General features: G+C 43.2%; 17 protein-coding genes, 1 tRNA gene and 1 riboswitch. All 18 genes read right to left on the bottom strand.

The genetic code is table 11. The features are described 5' to 3' along the window. Nucleotides 1-5: 5 nt before the first annotated feature. Nucleotides 6-611: a Maf family protein gene (locus tag DWX61_RS16355; protein WP_118626379.1), complete on the bottom strand. Its 606-nt coding sequence runs from the start codon at nt 609-611 to the stop codon at nt 6-8. Between the two features lie 152 nt (nt 612-763). Beyond that, nucleotides 764-2,431, bottom strand: coding sequence for a glutamine--tRNA ligase/YqeY domain fusion protein (locus DWX61_RS16350; RefSeq protein ID WP_015525883.1), 1,668 nt, complete (start codon nt 2,429-2,431; stop codon nt 764-766). Nucleotides 2,432-2,545: 114 nt separating this feature from the next. Beyond that, a tRNA-Thr gene (locus DWX61_RS16345) sits at nt 2,546-2,618 on the bottom strand. Nucleotides 2,619-2,782: 164 nt separating this feature from the next. Further along, nucleotides 2,783-3,142: a hypothetical protein gene (locus DWX61_RS16340; RefSeq protein ID WP_118626377.1), complete on the bottom strand. Its 360-nt coding sequence runs from the start codon at nt 3,140-3,142 to the stop codon at nt 2,783-2,785. 84 nt (nt 3,143-3,226) lie between these two features. Beyond that, nucleotides 3,227-3,811 carry an RNA polymerase sporulation sigma factor SigH gene (gene sigH, locus DWX61_RS16335; protein ID WP_118626375.1) on the bottom strand — a complete coding sequence of 195 codons (585 nt, stop codon included), beginning with the start codon at nt 3,809-3,811 and terminating at the stop codon, nt 3,227-3,229. Between the two features lie 36 nt (nt 3,812-3,847). Beyond that, on the bottom strand, nt 3,848-4,573 hold the full coding sequence (gene rlmB, locus DWX61_RS16330) for a 23S rRNA (guanosine(2251)-2'-O)-methyltransferase RlmB (RefSeq protein ID WP_227573913.1): 726 nt from the start codon (nt 4,571-4,573) through the stop codon (nt 3,848-3,850). 10 nt (nt 4,574-4,583) lie between these two features. Continuing rightward, on the bottom strand, nt 4,584-5,009 hold the full coding sequence (locus DWX61_RS16325; RefSeq protein WP_021650980.1) for a Mini-ribonuclease 3: 426 nt from the start codon (nt 5,007-5,009) through the stop codon (nt 4,584-4,586). Further along, on the bottom strand, nt 4,994-6,403 hold the full coding sequence (cysS, locus tag DWX61_RS16320; RefSeq protein WP_118516116.1) for a cysteine--tRNA ligase: 1,410 nt from the start codon (nt 6,401-6,403) through the stop codon (nt 4,994-4,996). The genes DWX61_RS16325 and cysS overlap by 16 nt, the downstream gene beginning before the upstream one ends. A gap of 1 nt (nt 6,404) precedes the next feature. Further along, nucleotides 6,405-6,896, bottom strand: a complete 492-nt coding sequence (gene ispF / locus DWX61_RS16315) for a 2-C-methyl-D-erythritol 2,4-cyclodiphosphate synthase (RefSeq protein WP_044961210.1) — start codon at nt 6,894-6,896, stop codon at nt 6,405-6,407. Nucleotides 6,897-6,966: 70 nt separating this feature from the next. Beyond that, a complete protein-coding gene (locus DWX61_RS16310; protein ID WP_118626373.1) occupies nt 6,967-8,232 on the bottom strand; it encodes a sn-glycerol-1-phosphate dehydrogenase in 1,266 nt (421 codons plus the stop codon). Between the two features lie 129 nt (nt 8,233-8,361). Then, nucleotides 8,362-11,214 (bottom strand): transporter substrate-binding domain-containing protein, encoded by a 2,853-nt coding sequence (locus tag DWX61_RS16305; protein WP_118626371.1) that lies wholly within the window; start codon nt 11,212-11,214, stop codon nt 8,362-8,364. A 47-nt stretch (nt 11,215-11,261) separates the two neighbouring features. Then, nucleotides 11,262-14,204, bottom strand: a complete 2,943-nt coding sequence (locus tag DWX61_RS16300) for a response regulator (RefSeq protein ID WP_118626369.1) — start codon at nt 14,202-14,204, stop codon at nt 11,262-11,264. A gap of 5 nt (nt 14,205-14,209) precedes the next feature. Beyond that, nucleotides 14,210-16,060, bottom strand: a complete 1,851-nt coding sequence (locus tag DWX61_RS16295; protein WP_118626367.1) for an ABC transporter substrate-binding protein — start codon at nt 16,058-16,060, stop codon at nt 14,210-14,212. 34 nt (nt 16,061-16,094) lie between these two features. Further along, nucleotides 16,095-17,594 carry a response regulator gene (locus DWX61_RS16290; RefSeq protein ID WP_118626365.1) on the bottom strand — a complete coding sequence of 500 codons (1,500 nt, stop codon included), beginning with the start codon at nt 17,592-17,594 and terminating at the stop codon, nt 16,095-16,097. 79 nt (nt 17,595-17,673) lie between these two features. Then, the gene (locus tag DWX61_RS16285) at nt 17,674-18,033 is read right to left on the bottom strand and encodes an Hpt domain-containing protein (protein ID WP_118626363.1); all 360 of its coding nucleotides are present in this window, start codon (nt 18,031-18,033) and stop codon (nt 17,674-17,676) included. Between the two features lie 47 nt (nt 18,034-18,080). Beyond that, the gene (locus DWX61_RS16280) at nt 18,081-18,272 is read right to left on the bottom strand and encodes a response regulator (RefSeq protein WP_118626361.1); all 192 of its coding nucleotides are present in this window, start codon (nt 18,270-18,272) and stop codon (nt 18,081-18,083) included. Between the two features lie 106 nt (nt 18,273-18,378). Beyond that, nucleotides 18,379-18,454, bottom strand: a riboswitch (cyclic di-GMP riboswitch). Nucleotides 18,455-18,654: 200 nt separating this feature from the next. Beyond that, nucleotides 18,655-19,026 (bottom strand): RidA family protein, encoded by a 372-nt coding sequence (locus tag DWX61_RS16275; RefSeq protein WP_302473032.1) that lies wholly within the window; start codon nt 19,024-19,026, stop codon nt 18,655-18,657. Nucleotides 19,027-19,120: 94 nt separating this feature from the next. Further along, nucleotides 19,121-20,587: a serine hydrolase gene (locus DWX61_RS16270; RefSeq protein ID WP_286188086.1), complete on the bottom strand. Its 1,467-nt coding sequence runs from the start codon at nt 20,585-20,587 to the stop codon at nt 19,121-19,123. Nucleotides 20,588-20,589 lie beyond the last annotated feature (2 nt).

Below are 20,589 nucleotides of genomic sequence, written 5' to 3'. Positions count from 1 at the left end.
ATCTTTCATCCTCTCAGGTTCATTCCCAGTTTTTTTGTCTCATAGATCAGTCTTGCCACAGGCAGTCCCACCACGTTGTTGTAATCACCACGGATTCCCTTCACATAGGCTCCCCAGGCGTCCTGGATCCCATAGCTTCCGGCTTTGTCCATTGGGTCTTTGCTGTTTACATATTCCTTTATTTCTTCCTCTGTCGCCGGATAAAAGCTCACATCCGTGCACTCATGGAAGGTATGAGCTTCCCATCTCTCTTCTTCTCTTATCAGTAAAGTTACACCGGTATATACCTGATGCGTGTTCCCCTGCAGCATAGCGAGCATCTCTATTGCATCTGTCTCATCTGCCGGTTTACCTAAGATCTTACCCTCATAAGATACAACGGTATCTGCACCGATCACAACCACATCTCTCAGCTCCCGGTTCTCCTCTTCCTCCAGCGCATATGCCGTAAACATAGCTTTCTGACGAGAAAGTTCCTCCACCACTTTCGCAGGCTCTGCACTGGTGATCAGTTCTTCCCCGCTGGCAGGCTTCACTTCAAAGGTGACTCCTACCTGGCTTAAAAGTTCCCGCCTCCTGGGAGATGCGGAAGCAAGCACGATTTTCTTCATGTGTAATTCCTCTCTTTCCTGTGTTATCAGTATAACCGTTTCTGTAAACGGGCGCAACCGAAATGATGACGATAAAACAAAACAAGCAGTACACCCTGATACCTGTTCACGGTGTACTGCTGTCATATGTTTCGTATTCTTTTTGACAGTTTTTATGCTTTCGGTAATTTGAAAGAGCTCTTCAAAGATACAATGCGGTTAAATACCGGTGCTCCCTCCCTGGAATCATGGATATCCGCGCAGAAGAAACCGTTACGTACAAACTGATAGCTGTCATAGCCTTTTGCTTTCAGAAGCTCCGGCTCTACATAAGCACTTGTTACCGTAAGAGAATTTGGATTTACATTAAGAGAACCATCTTCTTTATTGTAAACACCTTTTTCTTCATCTACGATATTTTCGTAAAGCCTTACCTCAACTTTACCTGCATTGGATGCTTCCACCCAGTGGATCGTTCCTTTTACCTTACGTCCGTCCGGTGCATTTCCACCCTTGGTCTCCGGATCATAAGTACAGTGGACTACACGGATCGTTCCGTCGTCATCTGCCTCGTAACCTGTACAGGTTACAAAATATGCATTCATAAGACGAACTTCATTTCCAATATAGAGACGTTTGTATTTCTTAGGAGGCTCTGCCATGAAATCATCACGTTCAATGTAAAGTTCTCCACTGAACGGGATCTTTCTGGTTCCAAGTTCCTCGTTCTCCATATTATTCGGAGCTTCCAGATACTCAACCTGTCCTTCCGGATAGTTATCGATCACAAGTTTGATCGGATCAAGAATCGCCATCATACGCGGACGTTTCAGCTTCAGGTCCTCGCGGATGCAGTACTCAAGCATTGCATAATCTACAGAACTGTTAGCCTTTGAAACACCACAGAGTTCTACAAATTTACGGATGGATTCCGGTGTAAATCCACGGCGGCGGAGTGCAGCAATGGATACAAGTCTTGGATCATCCCATCCATCTACGATGCCGTCCTCAACAAGTTTCTTGATATAACGTTTACCCGTAACAACATTGGTCAGGTACAGCTTTGCAAACTCGATCTGCTTCGGTGGGTGCGGATATTCCAGTTCCTTTACAACCCAGTCATAAAGCGGTCTGTGATCCTCAAACTCCAGAGTACAGATAGAATGTGTCACACCCTCGATGGCATCCTCGATCGGATGAGCGAAGTCGTACATCGGATAGATACACCATTTATCACCTGTATTATGATGTGTCATGCGGGCTACACGGTAGATGACCGGGTCACGCATGTTCATATTCGGTGACGCCATATCGATCTTGGCGCGGAGAACCTTCTCGCCATCTCCGTATTTGCCCTCACGCATCTCTTCAAAAAGCTGAAGATTCTCTTCTACAGTACGGTTTCTGTACGGGCTCTCTTTACCCGGCTCTGTAAGAGTTCCTCGGTACTCACGGATCTGATCTGCAGTCAGGTCGCAGACAAAGGCCTTGCCTTTCTTAATAAGCTTCACTGCTGCCTCATACATCTGGTCAAAATAATCAGATGCAAAGAAAAGTCTGTCTTCCCAGTCTGCACCAAGCCATTTCACGTCAGCCTTGATGGACTCTACAAATTCGGATTTCTCCTTTGTAGGGTTGGTATCATCAAAACGGAGATTGAATTTTCCGTTGTATTTCTGAGCCAATCCATAATTTAAAAGAATGGATTTCGCATGTCCGATATGAAGATAGCCGTTAGGTTCCGGTGGAAAACGTGTATGCACGGTGTCATAAACGCCTTCTTCAAGATCTTTGTCTATAATATTTTCAATAAAGTTTTTGGAAACTGTTTCGTTCTCCATTGCTTTCCCTCCTAAATATCATCCTGATGTTTTATCTTATCATAAATCCGGAGTTTTTGAAACCCGCAAAACCTGTATTTAAACAAAAAATTGTCTGTTTTTGGACACAAAAAAAGCTGCTGACGGGAATCGAACCCGTGACCTCCGCCTTACCAAGGCGACGCTCTACCGACTGAGCCACAGCAGCTTGTTTCGCGACGTTTATGCCGCTCACAGTTGTTTATATTATCAGATGATTGTCATATTGTCAATACATTATTTTTATTTTTTTAAAAATTCATATTTTCATGATTATAGCACAAAAAATCCTGTGTGCCGCCGCTCACAGACACAGCACGCAGGATTCTCTTTTTACTCTTCTGTCTTTGTCTCTTCTGTTTCTGTCTCTTCTGTTTCTTCTGCTTCGGCCTCCGATTCATCATCAGCAGGTGTTTCCTCTTCTGCTTCTGTTGGTGCCTCTTCAGCATCCTCTGCCTCTTTGGAAACTTCTACAGTCTCAGATGCAGTCTTGTCCCAGTCCTGGAAGACTTCTTTCTCTTCTTTTTCTTCCTTCTTCTCGTCATCCTTGAAATCATCAAGATCTTCGAAATCATCCTCAAAGTCTTCTTCGCATACGGATCGTCTGGATACAAGTGCTGCGATAGCTCCTGCTGCGGCGGCGGTAAGCGCTCCTACTGCAACAAGTCCCCAGTATTTATTGATCTTTGCCATAATTTGGCCTCCTTTCTTATTCTGCTCCTTATGAGTATTATTTTAATACTTTTACATTCAAAAGGAAAGAGGTATTTACTCTTCTCAAAAATAGCTTTTAATTTTCCCACGGATTCTCTGCAGTGCATTATCAATGGATTTCGGTGTTTTTCCAAGAATCCGGGCAATATCCATATATCCATTTCCATCCAGATACAATTGCAGTACCCTGTTTTCCAGAGGGCTCAGGCTCTTTTTTATTTCATTTTCGAGAGCCTCCACATTTTCCCGGTCGATCAGGATCGATTCCGGATTATCATACTCCACACAGGAATCTCTGTAACTTTCTTCCGCTTCTCCGTCGCTTAAAGACACATAAGTGTTCAGTGGCTGATGTTTCTGGCGGTTTGAACTTTTAATGGCAGTATAGATCTGTCTGTCAATACATATATTTGCAAAAGACTGAAAAGACGCCTCCCTGTCTGGCTGGTAATCACGGACTGCCTTAAACAGTCCGATCATCCCCTCCTGTATCAGATCATCTGTGTCTCCGCCTATCAGAAACATGGCACGAGCCTTTTTTCTGACCAGACCTTTATACTTTTCCATCAGATAATCTGCAATTGCAGATTCCCCTGCACGAAGTCTTTCGATAAGAGCTTCATCCGTCATCTCATTATATCGGCACATTTTTTCTCCGAACAGCTATGGCTGTATTTGATGTATTTATTTTGACAGTCTCTGTCTTACGATCTCAAAAGCAAGGACTCCTGCAGCTACAGAAGCGTTAAGGGAATCGATATCCCCCTTCATCGGGATCGCGGTAGTAAAATCACATTTCTCTTTTACAAGGCGGCTTACACCATTTCCCTCATTTCCGATCACAAGGCCAATAGGTCCTGTCAGATTCTGACGATACATCACCTCTCCGTCCATATCTGCACATACGAACCAGATGCCTTTTTCTTTCAGTTCATCAATAGTCTGTCCCAAATTAGCAACCTTGGCAACCGGTGTATAATTCAGTGCGCCTGCCGACGTCTTGGCAACCGTAGCAGTCAGTCCTACTGCTCTGTGTTTGGGAATGATCACACCATGAGCACCTGCAAGATTTGCGGTACGGATGATAGCTCCCAGATTATGAGGATCCTCAATATTATCAAGAAGAATGATAAACGGAGGCTCTCCTTTATCTTCTGCTTTCTTTAAGATATCCTCTACTGTGGAATAATCATAAGCCGCAACCTGAGCGATCACTCCCTGATGCGCACCTGTCTCGCTCATGGAATCCAATCGTTCCTTTGGAACAAATTTTACAATGGTATCATGTTTTCTGGCTTCTCTTGCGATGGTGCGGACCGGTCCGTCCTGACAGCCATCCAGAATAAACAGTTTATCAACACATTTACCGGAACGAAATGCCTCAAGTACCGCATTTCTTCCTTCTATCATTTCAGTCAATTTAAATTTCCTCCTTCTCAAGTCCTGCATGGACCAGTTCCAGTATCCTTGAAAAATCCTCTTTCAGGTAAAGATATCCCATCAGCGCCTCAAAACCTGTAGCACGCCGATAATCCGCCATGGTGGCATGTTTGGCCATGGTAGCGGAATGGGCATTTCTTCCTCTTCGATATACACTTTTTTCTTCTTCTGTCAAAAGTGGTTCGAGGATCTCCATCATACCCGACTGTGCAGATGCTTTTACAAGGCTGCTGGCTTTTTTGTGGAGACGATTTACCGGACAGTTCGCTTTTTTCACAAGAATAGTACGGATCACCAGCTCATAAACACCATCCCCGATATAGGCCAGTGTCAGCGGCGAATAAGTCCGAAGGTCTGCGTCTTTCAGATCAAACAGCTCTTTAAGTTTCTTTAAGCTCTCTGCCATTTCACACCTTCTCTTGTATCTTTGAGGATGATACCTTTTTTCAAGAGCTCATCACGGATCTCATCTGCTCTCTTGAAATCCTTTGCCTTTCTTGCAGCCTGGCGCTCCTGGATCAGATTCTCGATCTCTTTGTCAAGAATCTCTTCTTTTTTCTCAATTTTCAGTCCCAGCACATCACTGAGCTTAAAAAGTTCCTCATAAAGGCCACCGGCAAACTCTTTTGAGCTGTTCTCATCTACGTTTGTGTTGGCAAATTTAACAAGCTCAAAAATTGCCGCAAGCGCATCTGCGGTATTAAAATCATCATCCATGGCCGCTTCAAATTTGGTAACAAAACCTTCTGCCTCTTTGAGAAGCGCAAGCTCTTCCTCTGTGATATTCTCTGCCGCCCCATTGTCTTTACGGTCACTGAGCTTTCCTGCCGCCTCAAGGATACGCTCCAGAGAGTTCTTTGCTGCTTCCATAAGATCTGCGCTGAAGTTCAGCGGACTTCTGTAATGTGCGTTCAGCATAAAGAAGCGAAGGACCTGAAGATCATACTGTTCACCGATCTGACGAACGGTACGGAAGTTTCCGAGAGATTTGGACATCTTGCGGTTGTCGATGTTCAGGAAACCATTATGCATCCAGTATCTTGCAAAAATTTTACCATTGCAGCACTCACTCTGTGCGATCTCATTCTCATGATGCGGGAAGATCAGATCCTCACCGCCTGCATGGATATCGATCTCTTCTCCAAGATATTTCTTAGACATAACAGAGCACTCAATATGCCAGCCAGGACGTCCGTCGCACCACGGTGACGGCCAGGACGGCTCGCCCTCTTTCTTTGGTTTCCAGAGCACGAAGTCTAACGGATCTTCCTTCTGATCCTCACCGGATACCTTAAGAGAACGGAATCCCGACTGGAGATCATCCAGGTTTTTATGAGAAAGCTTGCCATAATCTTTGAATTTCTTTACACGGAAATAAACGGTCCCGTCAGCTGCCGGATATGCATATCCTTTATCAATAAGAGTCTGGATCATGTCGATCATGCCCTGGATCTCCTGTGTAGCCTGGGGTGCAGTTGTAGCAGGTTTTACATTCATATCTGCCATATCCTTCTTGCACTCTTTGATATAACGGGTAGAGATTTCCTCTGCGGAAACACCCTCTTCAATGGCCTTCTTGATGATCTTGTCATCTACATCGGTAAAGTTGGATACATAATTTACTTCATATCCTTTATATTCCATATATCTGCGCACCGTATCAAAAATGATCATAGGACGGGCATTTCCGATATGGATCAGATTGTATACCGTAGGTCCGCAGACATACATTTTTACTTTTCCTTCTTCCAGAGGTACAAATTCCTCTTTTCTGCGTGTCAGTGTGTTAAAAATCTTCATGTTACTCTTCCTCCAATTTCCCGATTCTGTACAGGGAGCAGATCGCCTGTGAGGAGATTCCCTCTCCCTGTCCTGTAAATCCAAGGCCTTCCTCTGTGGTCGCCTTGATATTCAGCTGTGATATTTTAATCCCAAGTGCTTCTGCGATATTTTCTCTCATCGTCGGAATATGTGGTGCCATCTTCGGTTTCTGAGCGATGATGGTGGCATCGATATTTCCGATCGCATAGTCATTCTCCTTCAGTAATCCGGCAACATGCACCAGAAGTTTCACACTGGAGATTCCCTTATATGCAGGGTCTGTATCCGGAAAATGCTTTCCGATATCTCCAAGAGCCGCAGCTCCCAGAAGTGCATCCATGATCGCATGGATCAGAACATCCGCATCCGAATGGCCCAAAAGACCTTTTTCCCAGGGAATATCAACACCACCAAGGATCAGCTTCCTGCCCTCTGTCAGTTTATGTACATCATATCCCATTCCTACTCTCATCAAACCGTTCATCACTGCCTTTCCTGAAATTTATATCAAGTCAAAAGAACCTTTTATGAGCTGTTCCTGCTCAGTATGTGAGCATCTTCCGAAGTCTCAGAAGGCTCAGCCTTCTTCTTGTATACGGTGCAAGTCTGAGACTTTCCTCGATTGCTTTTCCCGGCAGTCCGATATCCCGGACTCTGCTTACGCAGCCGACGATACTCATCATCTCCTGCATATCTGTAACTGCCGGAAGAAAATCTATGATCTTAAGGATTTCCGGAAGTGCACCGGAAAGTGTTTCTATGCTCACATCATCCAGAAGTTCCGGAGTGTTTTCTTTTTCAAGTGCTCCAAGAATCCCTTTTCTGCCGAAGGTCTCCTGCAGGAGTTCTCTGTCTCCGTCTGCAAAAGCATGCACTCTGCAGGTTCCTCTTCTGATAGCATCTGCAAGCTTTTTATATTCCAGAAGGACCAGCATGGTTGCTGCAGAAACCTTCTCCCCGTGAAGAGCATTCAGGTGGCCATTGACCACTTCCATATCCCAGAGGTGGACCATATGGTGCTCCGCCCCGGATGCCGGTCTGGAGTTTCCTGTCATCTGCATGGCCAGTCCGGAAAGGATCAGTGCATACATCAGCTTCTCACATGCATCTTTCTCTCCTGCTGCGATTTCTTTCAGATTATCCTTAACAGTCCGGATCGCTTTTGTTTCCAGATTTACCACCTCTGTACAATAGTATTCATTCATAAGAATACTTGCTATCTTCCAGTCTGCCAGCGCAATGTATTTTCCCAGAATATCCGACACCCCGGCTGCTGTAAGCCTTGCAGGCGCCTCTGCAAAAATATCTGTATCCGCAAAGACAAAAAGCGGCGCAGATGCCTGAAATACTTTTTTTACACCATTCCAGGTCATGTCTGCTACTGTGGAAGTAAATCCGTCTGAACTGGCTGCGGTGGGCACAGAGACAAAAGGGATCCGGTACTGATGGGCGACAAAACGACTGAGATCATGGATCGTCCCTGCTCCAACTGCAAGAACAAGATCGATGTCCTCTTCCATATAATTCTCCACGATCTCCACGGCACGCTCATCTGCCTCAAGACCTTCAGCATCCAGGATCAGTACCTGACACCGGTCATAGATATCCTCCATCAGTTCCTCTGTAGCTTTGTAACTGTTCGTGTCACAGATCAGAAGCGGGGAAATATATTCTTTCAGATCACCGTCTGACATTTCCTTTTCCAGTTTCCCGATAGCTCCTGATTCAATTACAATTTCTCTAACGTCTATGTGGTGCTCCCTCCCGCAGCTGCAAGGTCGGGCAAAATCGTCCGCATCGACTCGCATGTACTTATGTCCTCCTGACTTCTTTTAATGATTCACAGCGTATTTCTCTGTTCGCTGAATGATACAATATTACAGTTTGGTATTATACAGGATTTTTTTTTAGAACGCAATAACAGGCTTTAACTTGTTTCATCCTATATATTTTGCGATGACAGATATTAAAATACTCAGATCAACCGGCTTTGCAATATGGTCATTCATTCCGGCTGCAACAGCATCCCGCTTATCTTCTTCAAATGCATTTGCCGTCATTGCAATGATCGGTATACACGCTTTATCCTTATCTGGCAAGCGTCTGATTTCCTGTGTTGCTTTATAACCATTCATTTGGGGCATTTGTATATCCATGAGGATCATATCATATGTTCTCGCCGGCATTTTTATTATCCTGTTTACACACTGAATGCCATCCTCCACACGTTCAACCTTAAGACCGGCACGCTCAAGTATTGCTTCTGCAATCTCTGCATTCAGATCATTGTCCTCTGCCAAAAGGATATTCCTGCCTTCAAGGATTTCACTGGCTATTCCCGAGCTTTCATCGTGTTTTTTCACATAATAGCTTTCATCCGCTATCCTGTGTTTTAGTATTACAGTAAAGATGCTGCCCTTTCCAGGCTCACTCTCCACATCTATTGTTCCGCCGAGCTGATCAACATATTTCTTTACGATTGACATTCCCAATCCGCTTCCTGTGATTTTGCTCTTTGTAGTGTTTCGCTCACGCGTGAATGCGTCAAAAATCTTTGTCAGATAATCCTGGCTCATACCGATTCCGGTATCGCTCACCCTGGTCCTTACCATCATGTACCCGGGCTCATCACATACTAATTCGTCTATGTTTACCATAACAGAACCACCGGATGGAGTATATTTTATGGCATTGCTCAGGATATTGGCAAATATTTCTTTTACCTTGGTAGTATCTGTCAGTATATGTTCATGCTCTACATTTATTGTGTAATGAAGTGCAATATTCTTTTTCTTTGCTTCATCATCAAATATTTCAAATAAAGTCTGCCGAATATCTTCAATCCGGCCATAGTTCTCATCAATTTCCATCTTTCCGCTCTCAATCCGGGCCATATCAAGTACATTATTTATGATAGACAGAAGAAGATTTCCCGACTGCCGCAATTTTTCCAGATGATCTGAAGTTTCAGGCAGATCCTTTCCTTTTAGTTCTTCCTCCATAAGCTGTGCATAACCCAGAATTGCATTCATAGGAGTACGGATGTCATGAGACATATTGTTAAGAAAACGAGTCTTTGCCAGACTGGCATCCTCTGCTTTTTTCAAAGCGATTTCCAGTTTGTCATTAAGTTTTTTTGTATTCTTTGCCGCAAGCTTTGCGACAGCTTCTGCTTTCTTTGCCTTCCGCAAAAGTACGAGGATAATACCAATGATAGTGAGTACAGAAAGTCCTGCTGTAACAAAAAAAGCGAGCATATTGTCTTTTATAAAGTCCAAAAATGTTACTTTATCTGCAGTACTGTCATAGATAGCAAGTGCACTTGTAAGCATGTCAGACGGCATAGCCTTTATAGTTTTATTCAGTATTGACAAAAGGCTTCCCTCTCCACCTCTTACAGCAAAGCATGCCTCCATTGTTTTTGTAAGTGGAACACTCTTGAAGTTTTGACTGTTATCATATATCAGCGCCTGGCTTGCTCCCATGAGGAAACAGTCTGCTTTTTCTTGGATGACCATATCTGCTGCATTGTCAAGCGAATCACAATCTACGATCTTCCATTCGGGATAGCTGAATGCAATATGCTGTTTTAAGGCATATTTTTCCTTTGGCACAGCTACAGTATACACCTTATTTTCATCAAATTTTTTCTCATCGGTTACGGCCATCAAACTGTAAGTCCAGGCTGTGTTTGTAAGTGCATATCCGTTTTGTTCTGCAAAATATGGATTCCTGCCGACATAAAAAATCATGTCAATCTCACGGTTCTGCAGCGCCTGAATCATTTCATCATAATTATCATATGCCTGTATATTAAATTCCAGTGTCTGATTTCCCAGACAATCTTTGGCATAGGAGGTATATTCCGCCAGCATACCGGTAAGTTTTCCAGTCTCTTCATCCATGGAAAAGATTGCCGGATCATTGTTCAAAAATCCTATCCGGATACCTCCATGCTCTTCCACCCAGATCTTTTCTTTCCCTGTAAGAACCTGAATATAATCAAGTGTAAAATACTTCTTATACAGATCTGTCTTAAAAAAGGGACTATCCTGTTCCAGTTGACGCATAGCATAGTCCAGCTCCGTCTTGATATCGCTGCGTTCTTTATTTATTGCAAAATATATGCCTGATTTGCCAATCGTGGTAACGGATGATATTCCCTGTTCAGACCAGATAGATTCCTCCAGAGATACAAAACAGTCGATCTCATGATTTGCTAATTTCTTTTCGACATCATCATTATTATTCACATTTACATGTTCTGTATGTATGCCATTCTTATTTTCCCATTCTGTCAGCATGAGCTCAGGTTCTGTATCCATGAGCACACCTACACGTTTCCCATCCAGAGACTTGAGATCAGACATTCCAATATCCGTATCCGATAAATCAGCATAAAGGATATATTTTTCCTCCCCCATCGGTTCATCCGGGAAAAGCATCTTTTGTGCACGTTCATCGGTGTAAGAGATATCACCCATGATATCAATCTCACCATTTTCAAGCTTATCAAAACAGTCAGACCAGTCACATTTCACATACTCAAGTTTCCATCCGGTGTAACCTGCCAGAGCCTGCATGAGTTCGTATCCATATCCTCGTCTTACACCGTTTTTATCGACATAATTAAAGGTATCCTCAAATGAGCCGACACGGATGATCCGTGACTGCTTTTCATCGTTATTCGTCTCGGCAGCCCGGCATGGTACCGTCAATACCATCCATATTCCTAAAACCACAAATATACCAGCACATAGTACGATTGATTTTTTTCTACTTTTATCCATATTTTTTATTTCCTTTATTTGTGTGGTTTTTCTGATACTCCGAACACCTAATCCAGGTTCTTCTGCAGGATGCTGATCAATTCCTCTATGACAATTGGTTTGGACAGGAACCCATCCATACCACATTTCAGTGCTTTCTTTCTGTCCTCATCAAAGGCATTGGCAGTCATGGCAAGAATAGTAATTCCTGCCAGCGCCGGATCATCCAGCGCACGGATCTGTTTCGTGGCCTCATATCCGTTCATTACAGGCATCTGCACATCCATCAGCACAAGATCATAATTACCCGGTGTAGAATTTCGGACTTTCTGCACTGCCTCGACACCATTTTCGGCAGTATCAACCAGGAATCCATATTCATTAAGGATTTCCACAGCAATTTCGCTGTTCAGTTCGTTGTCTTCCACAAGCAGTATACATCTGCCCCTGAAATCCGAATCTACTGACGGAAGGATTGTATCCTCTGCCAGCTTCTGGCCGATAGCACTCATCAAGGTATTTCTGATATCTGACATGAACATTGGTTTTGCACAGAAAGCAGTCACTCCGGCCGCCCTGGCTTCCACTTCGATATCTGACCAGTCATATGCAGTCAGGATAATGATCGGCGTATCATCGCCGAGGCTGCGGATCTGGCGGGTAACTTCAATGCCATTCATATCCGGCAGACGCCAGTCGATGATATAAGCATGGAACGCATCTCCCAGTTCCATAGACTGCCGTGCACGTAGAACAGCTTCCTTGCCGGAAAGTGTCCATTCCGAACGCATTCCAACCCTCACAAGCATTTTTGTCACGCTGTCACAGGTATTAAAATCGTCGTCTACAACTAATGCTTTAAGTCCTTCCAGTTCTGCGATCTTCTCTATACGTTGATGCTCAGACTGAATCCGAAATGGCAGACGAACAATAAATTCAGTACCTTTTCCCTGTTCTGTATGAACCTCAATGGTACCGCCCATCATATTCACAATGTTCTTGGTAATGGCCATACCAAGCCCTGTGCCCTGGGTCCTGCTGACAGTGGAAGTCCGCTCTCTCTCAAAGGGAGAAAATATCTTCTTCACAAATTCCTGACTCATGCCAATTCCGTTATCCTTTACCCGGATTTCGTACAGTCCACTGCCTTTCTGTGTCCCAGGACACTGTCTGATCCGGACAGAGACGGTTCCTCCGGCTGGTGTAAACTTGACTGCATTAGACAAAAGATTCAGCAGTACCTGGTTCAGTCGCGTCTTGTCACAATAAACATCCTCATTGGTAACATCCATGGCATCCATATAAAGTTCCAGCTGCTTCGCATGGATCTGCCCACTGATGATCGTCTTCAGGTCATGAAGTACATCTGACAGACTGACCTCTGTTTCTTCCAGATGGATCTTTCCGCTCTCAATCCGGCTCATATCCAGGATATCGTTGATCAGTGAAAGCAAATGGTTACTGGAGGAAAGGATCTTACCCAGATAATCCCTGACTCTTTTCTTATCATCAATATTACTTACAGCCAGTGTCGTAAAGCCGATGATCGCATTCATTGGTGTCCGGATATCGTGAGACATATTGGAAAGGAAATTACTCTTAGCCCTGTTTGCTGTCTCCGCAGCACGTACTGCCTCAGAAAGTGCCTGATTCATATTCCTGTCAGAGGTACGGTCCGACATAACCAGAATATATTTCTTCTTCCGGTTCACCTCACTGCCCATTGCCACAATATGAAACCAACGCCGTTCTCCTGTTTTCTGATGAACATATTCAAAATCCCATTCCTTCTGTTCCGAAGTCTGGATTCCCTTCAGATAATTCTTCTTCAGATTCTCAGAATCCCATGGATGCAGTTTTCCCAGAACATAAATATCCTTCCGGATCTGCTCTACCGTAAATCCCAACAGTTTTTCCACATTCGGGCTGACATAATCTGCCTCATATGTTTTGGCATCCAGCATCAGGAAAACATCATCCACATTCATTGACAGCTTTTGAAACAGCTCATCCCTGTACAGGATCTCTGTATCTTTTCTCCTGAGACTTGCCCTGCTTTTTTGAATGATAAGGCTGATAAAAAAGGCGGCAATACAGAGCACGATCATACCAACAAGAAGCATTGTACTACGCTGCAGGCTATTCATACTGGCATTGACAATATCCGCCTGGACAAGTCCCAGAAACATCCAGTCCTGGATATCTGATTTTTCATAGACCAGATAGTAGCTCCTTCCATCCAGATTCACCAGCATCGCATCGGTACGTCCTGCTTTAAACTTTTCCGAAAGCTTATTGATCTCTTTTTCAGACATATCGGAATTCTCTCTCAGAACACCGAAGAAATTATACACATTCCCCCATGACTCAAAAGAATGATCGACCACAACACGGCCATCCGGATGAACAATAAAACTCTGGGCATTTCCATTAAAAGCAGAAATATCCAGTACATCAATGATATCAGAGTTTTCATAAGCAATGGCAATCGCATCATATTCAAATCCCTGATAAATTCCATGAGCCCTGGGTGTAGCAAAAACAAGTAGCTGGGATTTTCCGGGAACTGCTGCATTTGCTATCACATCATTTCCCTGCCGGATCTCCTCTTCAATATTTTCCTGTAATCCAAGATACCCTGTTTCGCCTGTTATCACCTTATAGTTCCCGTCAGCTGACAGAAAATAAAATTCTAAAAATCCTGCATCTTCCTGCGCTTTCTTTATATAATCACGAATTTCTTCTTCACTGGCGGTATTCTGCAGATTCTCACCCCACATATGAAGATAGGTCAGGTTCTTATCTATCAGTTCTCTCAGCATATTATCAGACTGATGAAAAACCTCCGTCAGATGAGATACACTTTCCTCATAAATAGTTTTCGACACAAATCCAAAATATTGGAAAACCATCAAAGCAATTCCCACCAAAACAGCTATAAAGACAGCTGCCTTTAATTGTTTTCTCCTGACAGGCTTCTTTCTATCTGTATTATGATTCTTAATATCCATTCTTCTCACCTCAGAGTCATATAATCTTCAGGTTCTGCAAGAATGGCATCACGATCTGAAACATATCCTGTCCAGGTATCTTTCACAGTGGTATCTCCTCCATCAAACACAATATTCTCATCTGCCGGATAAGCCTCCATGTATTTTGGTGTCGCAAGACAGGTTACCGTGAAAGTATCCTCATCCTGAATTTGTTTTCCGCCCGTTGTAACTTTGCTCAATGAGTAACCATCTTCTGTTTCCTTGATTTCCACAGAAATGCCACTGACCACCGGCAGAGAGCCACGGTTAAACGGATTAAAGCCTCCCTCATAGCCTTCTACAAAGTTTTTAACTATCTCTTTCAGTTCAGCACCGCTCATCTTGCTGCTGTAAGCTGCCAGACCATTTGGCATGATCATATCACCTGCCATTTTTTCTGTATAACCGGCTTTCAGCACATTTCCGGTAAAGCTGTTTCCGGTTGCGATCAGTACATCCGTCCCATAGATGCCGCGCAGGGTGTTAGCCATAACAGAATAGGCTTCATTGCCTCCACCGGTATGGAAGCGATTGGAATAAGTTTTCTTTGAATCCAGCACAATATTCTCAGAAGTGGATTTTTTTTCAAGAAGCTGGGAATTAAATGACTGATAAGCCTGCTCTGCATCATATTCTCCTGAGATCATCTTAGAAACCACATCCTTGGAAACAGAGAAAAAGTCATTTGACGCAATACGGATATACATGTGGTTTTCCTCTATCACAGGTTTCACATCTTTCATATATTCCGTAAGATGGGTATCCACATCCTGACTGTAGCTTAACAGATCCTGTCCATCACTAATGATCCGGTTCTGCGCATCCTCTGAAAGCATTGTGTTCAGTACCTTCATTGCTTTCTTTCGACGTGTCTCATCCTGTGTCAGATTGCGGTTTAAAGCCACCTGGAAATATGGTGTAGTCATAATCCACTTTTCACCGTTTTCTTGAAAGAATGGAAGAAACGTTGTGTTTATGCCCTGATCCTGAAACATTTTTACACCGGCAGAGCTGCCAAAGTACATGGCAAGCCTGTTACTTTGATACATCTCAACTATATCATCATAAGTCATGTTCAGATCATCCTGGCTAAGCCCTGTATCCTGGATGAACTGTTTCATACGTTCAAAAGCCCCCGGCCAGACGGAACTGTCCAGACCTTCTCTCTCTGTATTATCCGGGCCACTGTAGGTAGTACGCCACTTACGTCCGGCCACAGAAGACAACTCTGATGCAGACAGCCCCTGCAACATCTCCATACAGGTATAATCATAATAATAATCTGCCGTAAACCCGCAAATCCCCGCTTTGTCAAATTCCTGGCAGGCAGAGACAAAGCTTTCGTAATCTGTCGGAAGAGGGATATCATATTTTTCAAAAAGGTCTTTGTTCACTACAAAACCATGTGCATCCGCACACACGGGAAGCCAGTTTACGCTTCCATCCTCATTCATAAAATTGCTGAGGTATGTATCATAGACAGCCCCTGCCGCATTTGTTGTGGAAAGATCCATCAAACTGTCTTTCAGAGGATTTGCATCATGCAGTGAAAAACGACAGCAGGTTATAATATCCGGCAATCCATCGTTTTCCTTAAGGAACTTGTAGAAATCCAGATCATTATTCCCTACTACAAATTCAACATTGATATCCGGGAGCTGTTCCTGGATATATGGTGCATATTTTTCATACAGGTTTGTGCTCCACAAATACACCGTGATCGTATCTGCATCTTCTTTTTCCGCGCTCTTCCCGCCACAGCCTGACAAAAGTGATATAACTGCCACCATCACCAGGAACACCGGCAAAACTTTGTTCCATTTTTTCTTTTTCATTGGGATCCTCCTTCTGAGCCTCCTTTGCATTTTTCTATTTTACAATATTAAAATATCCAACGACCCCGATATATCCATCCTTCTTTAAAGGCGACCACAATGTATGCAACTTCAGTTTATACATTTGGCGGACATTCTCCACCGTTGCTTTTATCTGCACAGAGATTTCTTTATTTTGTACAGATGTCTGATGTAATAAAGCCTGAATATGATGAACATCTTCTTCATTTACTCCGAATTCTTTGAACAGATTGAAATTCGGATTATTTCTCTGACATAATATCTGCTGCTTTCCGTTTAATATAGTCAGCTGACCTGAAATTGTATTGTACTCAATTGAATTCATGCCACTGTTCGATTTGAAGAAATCGAGTTTTTCCTTCATGACCCTGACAACATTCTGTGAATAATTATGATTCGGTAAAGATCTGTCGCTGAGTATCTCATTTGAAAGTCTCTGTACTTCATGGTAATAGCTAGTATCATCCATCTCTTTATCAATCATTTTTGAAAGCTGAAGACTCAGTTCTTTCAGACACATAAGGAGGATGGGGTTAAATTGTCCACATTGCCCATCCAGGATCATTTGAATCGCTGTGTCATGATCAAATGCTTTCTTATAACATCTTTCACTTGTAAGTGCGTCATAAACATCGACAATCGACACCACCTGTGCGGAGATTGGTATTTCTTCTCCTTTCAGGCCATCCGGATAGCCTTTTCCATCCCATCTTTCATGATGCCATCTGCAGATTTCCCATGAAGCACGTACCAATGAATTGTCTTTTGGGAAATGCATATCCCGGATCATATCTGCACCAAGCTCACTATGAGTTTTCATAATCTTGAATTCTTCATCGGTAAGTCTGCCGGGTTTGTTCAGAATTTCTTCCGAAATACGGATCTTACCAATATCATGAAGAGAAGATGCTGTTGTGATCAAAGAAATATCTGCCTCTGTCATAGGATAAGCATCTGTTATTTTTACCAGTTGTCTCAGCATCATTTCCGTTGCTGTTTTAATATGCAGGATGTGTTCTCTGCTCTCACTGTTACGTGATCCCAATACATTACTCAGAATCCGGATCATAATATTATTATTTTCTTCTTTTTCGTAAACCTGATCATAAACCACATTGATCAGATGCTTTTGCTTCATATAGAGTCCAAGGGTATTCTGAACTCTTTTCTTTACAATCACAGAATCAAACGGTCGTGTGATATAATCCGTGATTCCCAGCTCATATGCCTTACGCATCGTATCAACAGCATCTTCAGAAGATATCATGATTACCGGAGTTTCATCTATACACCGACTTTGGTTCATCCATTTCAGAACTTCAAAACCATTCATCTGTGGCATATTGATATCTAAAAGCATCAGATCGATTCCCGGATTTTCTCCCATAATCTGAATTGCCTGATTTCCATTTTCAGCTTCCAGGTAATTATAAGTTTCTCTGAGAATCTCCTTCAACATATCCCTGTTAAATTCTGAATCGTCTACGATCAGGATCTTTTGTCTTTTATCCATATTTTTTATTTCCTTTATCCATGTGGGTTTTATGATATTCCGGACACCCGGTCAAAAACAGAAAGTCGTGTCGCATCACTTAATTCGACAGTCCCTTCTTTATTTCTTCAATCATCATTTCATATACTTCTGTTACTTTTTCCATTGCCTCCGATATCCCCGGCTGCGCTCCGGTTCTATCTCTCAAAAGTTCTGTTAACTCATTACTAACCTCATACAGACGGTCAAAAGAAAGATTCTGACAAACCCCTTTCAATGTGTGTGCACTGCGGAAAGCATCTTCATAATTTCTATTCTTCAATGCCAGTTTTAACTGCGGGTAACTCTGATCCTCAAGGAACTTTAATGTAAATTTCCGAATCAGTGCTTCGCTTCGAAGGCGTCCTAAAACATCTTCATAATTTCCTCCGATAGCTTCATAGCATTCCTGTATTGTCATAATTTTGTCCTCCTATTATGTTTCACTGCTTATTTATCATTGCTACATCAATTACATTCCACCAATTTATGAATTACTTTTATCAGTAATCCCAGATCAACAGGCTTAACAATATGTTCATCCATCCCTGCTTTTTTTGCTCTTATTCTGTCCTCCGTGAATGCATTTGCTGTCATTGCAATGATCGGTATTGTCTTTGCAACTTCATAACCATTCATTACCGGCATCATAATGTCCATAAGAATGACTTTCGATCACAGCGGATATTCGCAATCCGCTTCGCTGCTTGTTCATAACCGAATAACACCATAAAAAAGCACCGTCTCACAGACAGTGCACGTCATTTCATGCAACTGGCTGCCATTTTACAGGCCCTGTAGCTTTGCGTCCCAGATTTTCATCTGGTTTGCCGATCATCCTTATTATAGCTTTTACACGTATACCAAAAAACTGGTCTTATTATACTATAGCGCTCTACTGTACACAAGAAAAATATTACCGTTTCAACACCTGAAAACAAAAAAGGAGTGCACTCCAGAACAGAGAAAAATACTTTATCCCCACGAAAAAAATCCCCGCTGTCTGACTGAAATCAGACAACAGGGATTTTTTATCAAATCATCAGATTGCTGCGATCACTTCTACCTCGCAGAGAACGTTCTTTGGCAGTGTCTTGACTGCAACACAGGAACGTGCAGGTTTGTTTACGAAATATTTGGCATATACTTCATTAAATGCCGCAAAATCGTTCATATCTGCAAGGAAGCATACTGTCTTGACTGCATTCTCATAGCTGGAACCGGCAGCTTCCAGAACTGCTCCGAGATTCTTCATAACACGGTCAGCCTGCTCCTCGATGGTTGTTCCAACTACCTCTCCAGTTGCCGGATTCACCGGGATCTGACCGGATGTGTAAAGCGTATCTCCATGGATGATAGCCTGGGAGTATGGTCCGATTGCTGCAGGTGCTTTGTCTGTATGTACTGTCTTCATAATAGAATTCTCCTTTCATGAACATTTCGGATACTTCTCTGTCGGAAATATCCATCAGGATCTTACTCAGCTGTTTTTTATTCTAACTCACAGATCACCCCTGGTCAAGGTCCATATTCAGATAATTATAAACAATACCGGAAATATCCCGGATATGCGAAACTGCGTCCCCAGGTTTACAGTCTTCTGACATCACACAGAGGATATATGTAGTCTTTTCTCCATATACAATGGCGATATCATGCTGGTCCGTATCCGTTTCTCCAGTCTTATTTGCAATTTCCACGGACGCAGATATCCCGCTGGGGATCTTAGTAGTAACCTGCTGGTTCAGAAGCAGATTACGCATAGCCTCCGAAGCTTCTTTCGATACACATTCTCCTTTATAGATCCGGAAAAGAAGCTCTGCGCAGTCTTTTACGGAAGTGGTGTTCCTGCCGCCGAGGCCGACGTCCTTTGAAGAGGACGGGCTTAAGATGTGCTGAACGGAAGTATCTGCAAATTTCTGTTCCGCAAGAAATCCATTTACAGCCTGCGCTCCGTCCTTAAAAACACCCGATGCTGTCTGCAGACGTACCAGCTCATTAAAGGATTCATTGTCACTGACTGTGATCATATTCCAGAGAAGATCATTGACCTTTGTGGATACGGACGGATCTGTAACATCTTTTTTCATTTTTGCCGCTTCGCTCTGAAGGACTGTATCCATGTTGGCATAGGTCTGGGCCATGACAAACACTTTGATCAGACTGGCTGAGTACAGCGACTGGCTGTTCTGTTCAAACTCCTGACCACTGGTCAGATCCTTTACATAAACGCTCCATGTACCCTCATAGGTTCCAAGAAGATCCGCAAGCCGTTTCTCAAGGCCATCCATTCCCAGATCTTTAGTCTCGACTTTTCCGGATGCATCAACGGAAAATCCCTCCGGAGTCTCTCCCTCTTCCTGGAGCAGAACGCCGTTTTCTCCGCCAAAATAATAATATCCGTCAAACATCTGTCCTGCAGCATTCATTTCCAGATAATGGATACCCGGATCCGTAACCATTTTTCCATATTCATCAAAATAATACAGCCCGTTGTACGTTGTTTTGTCCACCACCAGATTATCCATATAACGTACCTGTGGAGAGGCGCTGAGTTTTCCCAGATTGTTTACCATATAACAGCCGTCAAAAGAAACTTCCGCACCGCTGCCGTCTTTTGCCGGCGCCTTCAGATCGGTGATCTGGACCATATGCGAGTTTCCCGCTGTAAACTTACCGCTTTCGTCGTGATAATAATATCCATCAAAAACCGTTCCGTCGATCTCAAAATGATCAAAATAATACACTGCCGGAGTATTTTCTTTGGTTCCATCTTCATTCAGGCAGTAAAAGCCATTGCTTTTCAGAATATATTTCCCGCTTTCACCGGGAATTGGAAGTATCTGGGACTCCTCCGTAACAGAACCAAGGCTTCCCTGTGCCGTCTGCTGCACTGTTGTCGCAAAAACCGGCTGTGCGAGCATCACTGTGCTCAGACAAAATGCCAATACTTTATATATTTTTTTTCGTCTCATAT

It is taken from the genome of Ruminococcus sp. AF20-12LB, assembly GCF_003478985.1.
In the GTDB taxonomy this organism is placed as follows: Bacteria; Bacillota; Clostridia; order Lachnospirales; family Lachnospiraceae; genus Blautia_A.
Note: the sequence above shows the minus strand (reverse complement) of the source record. Positions and strands in the feature narration are given on the sequence as shown.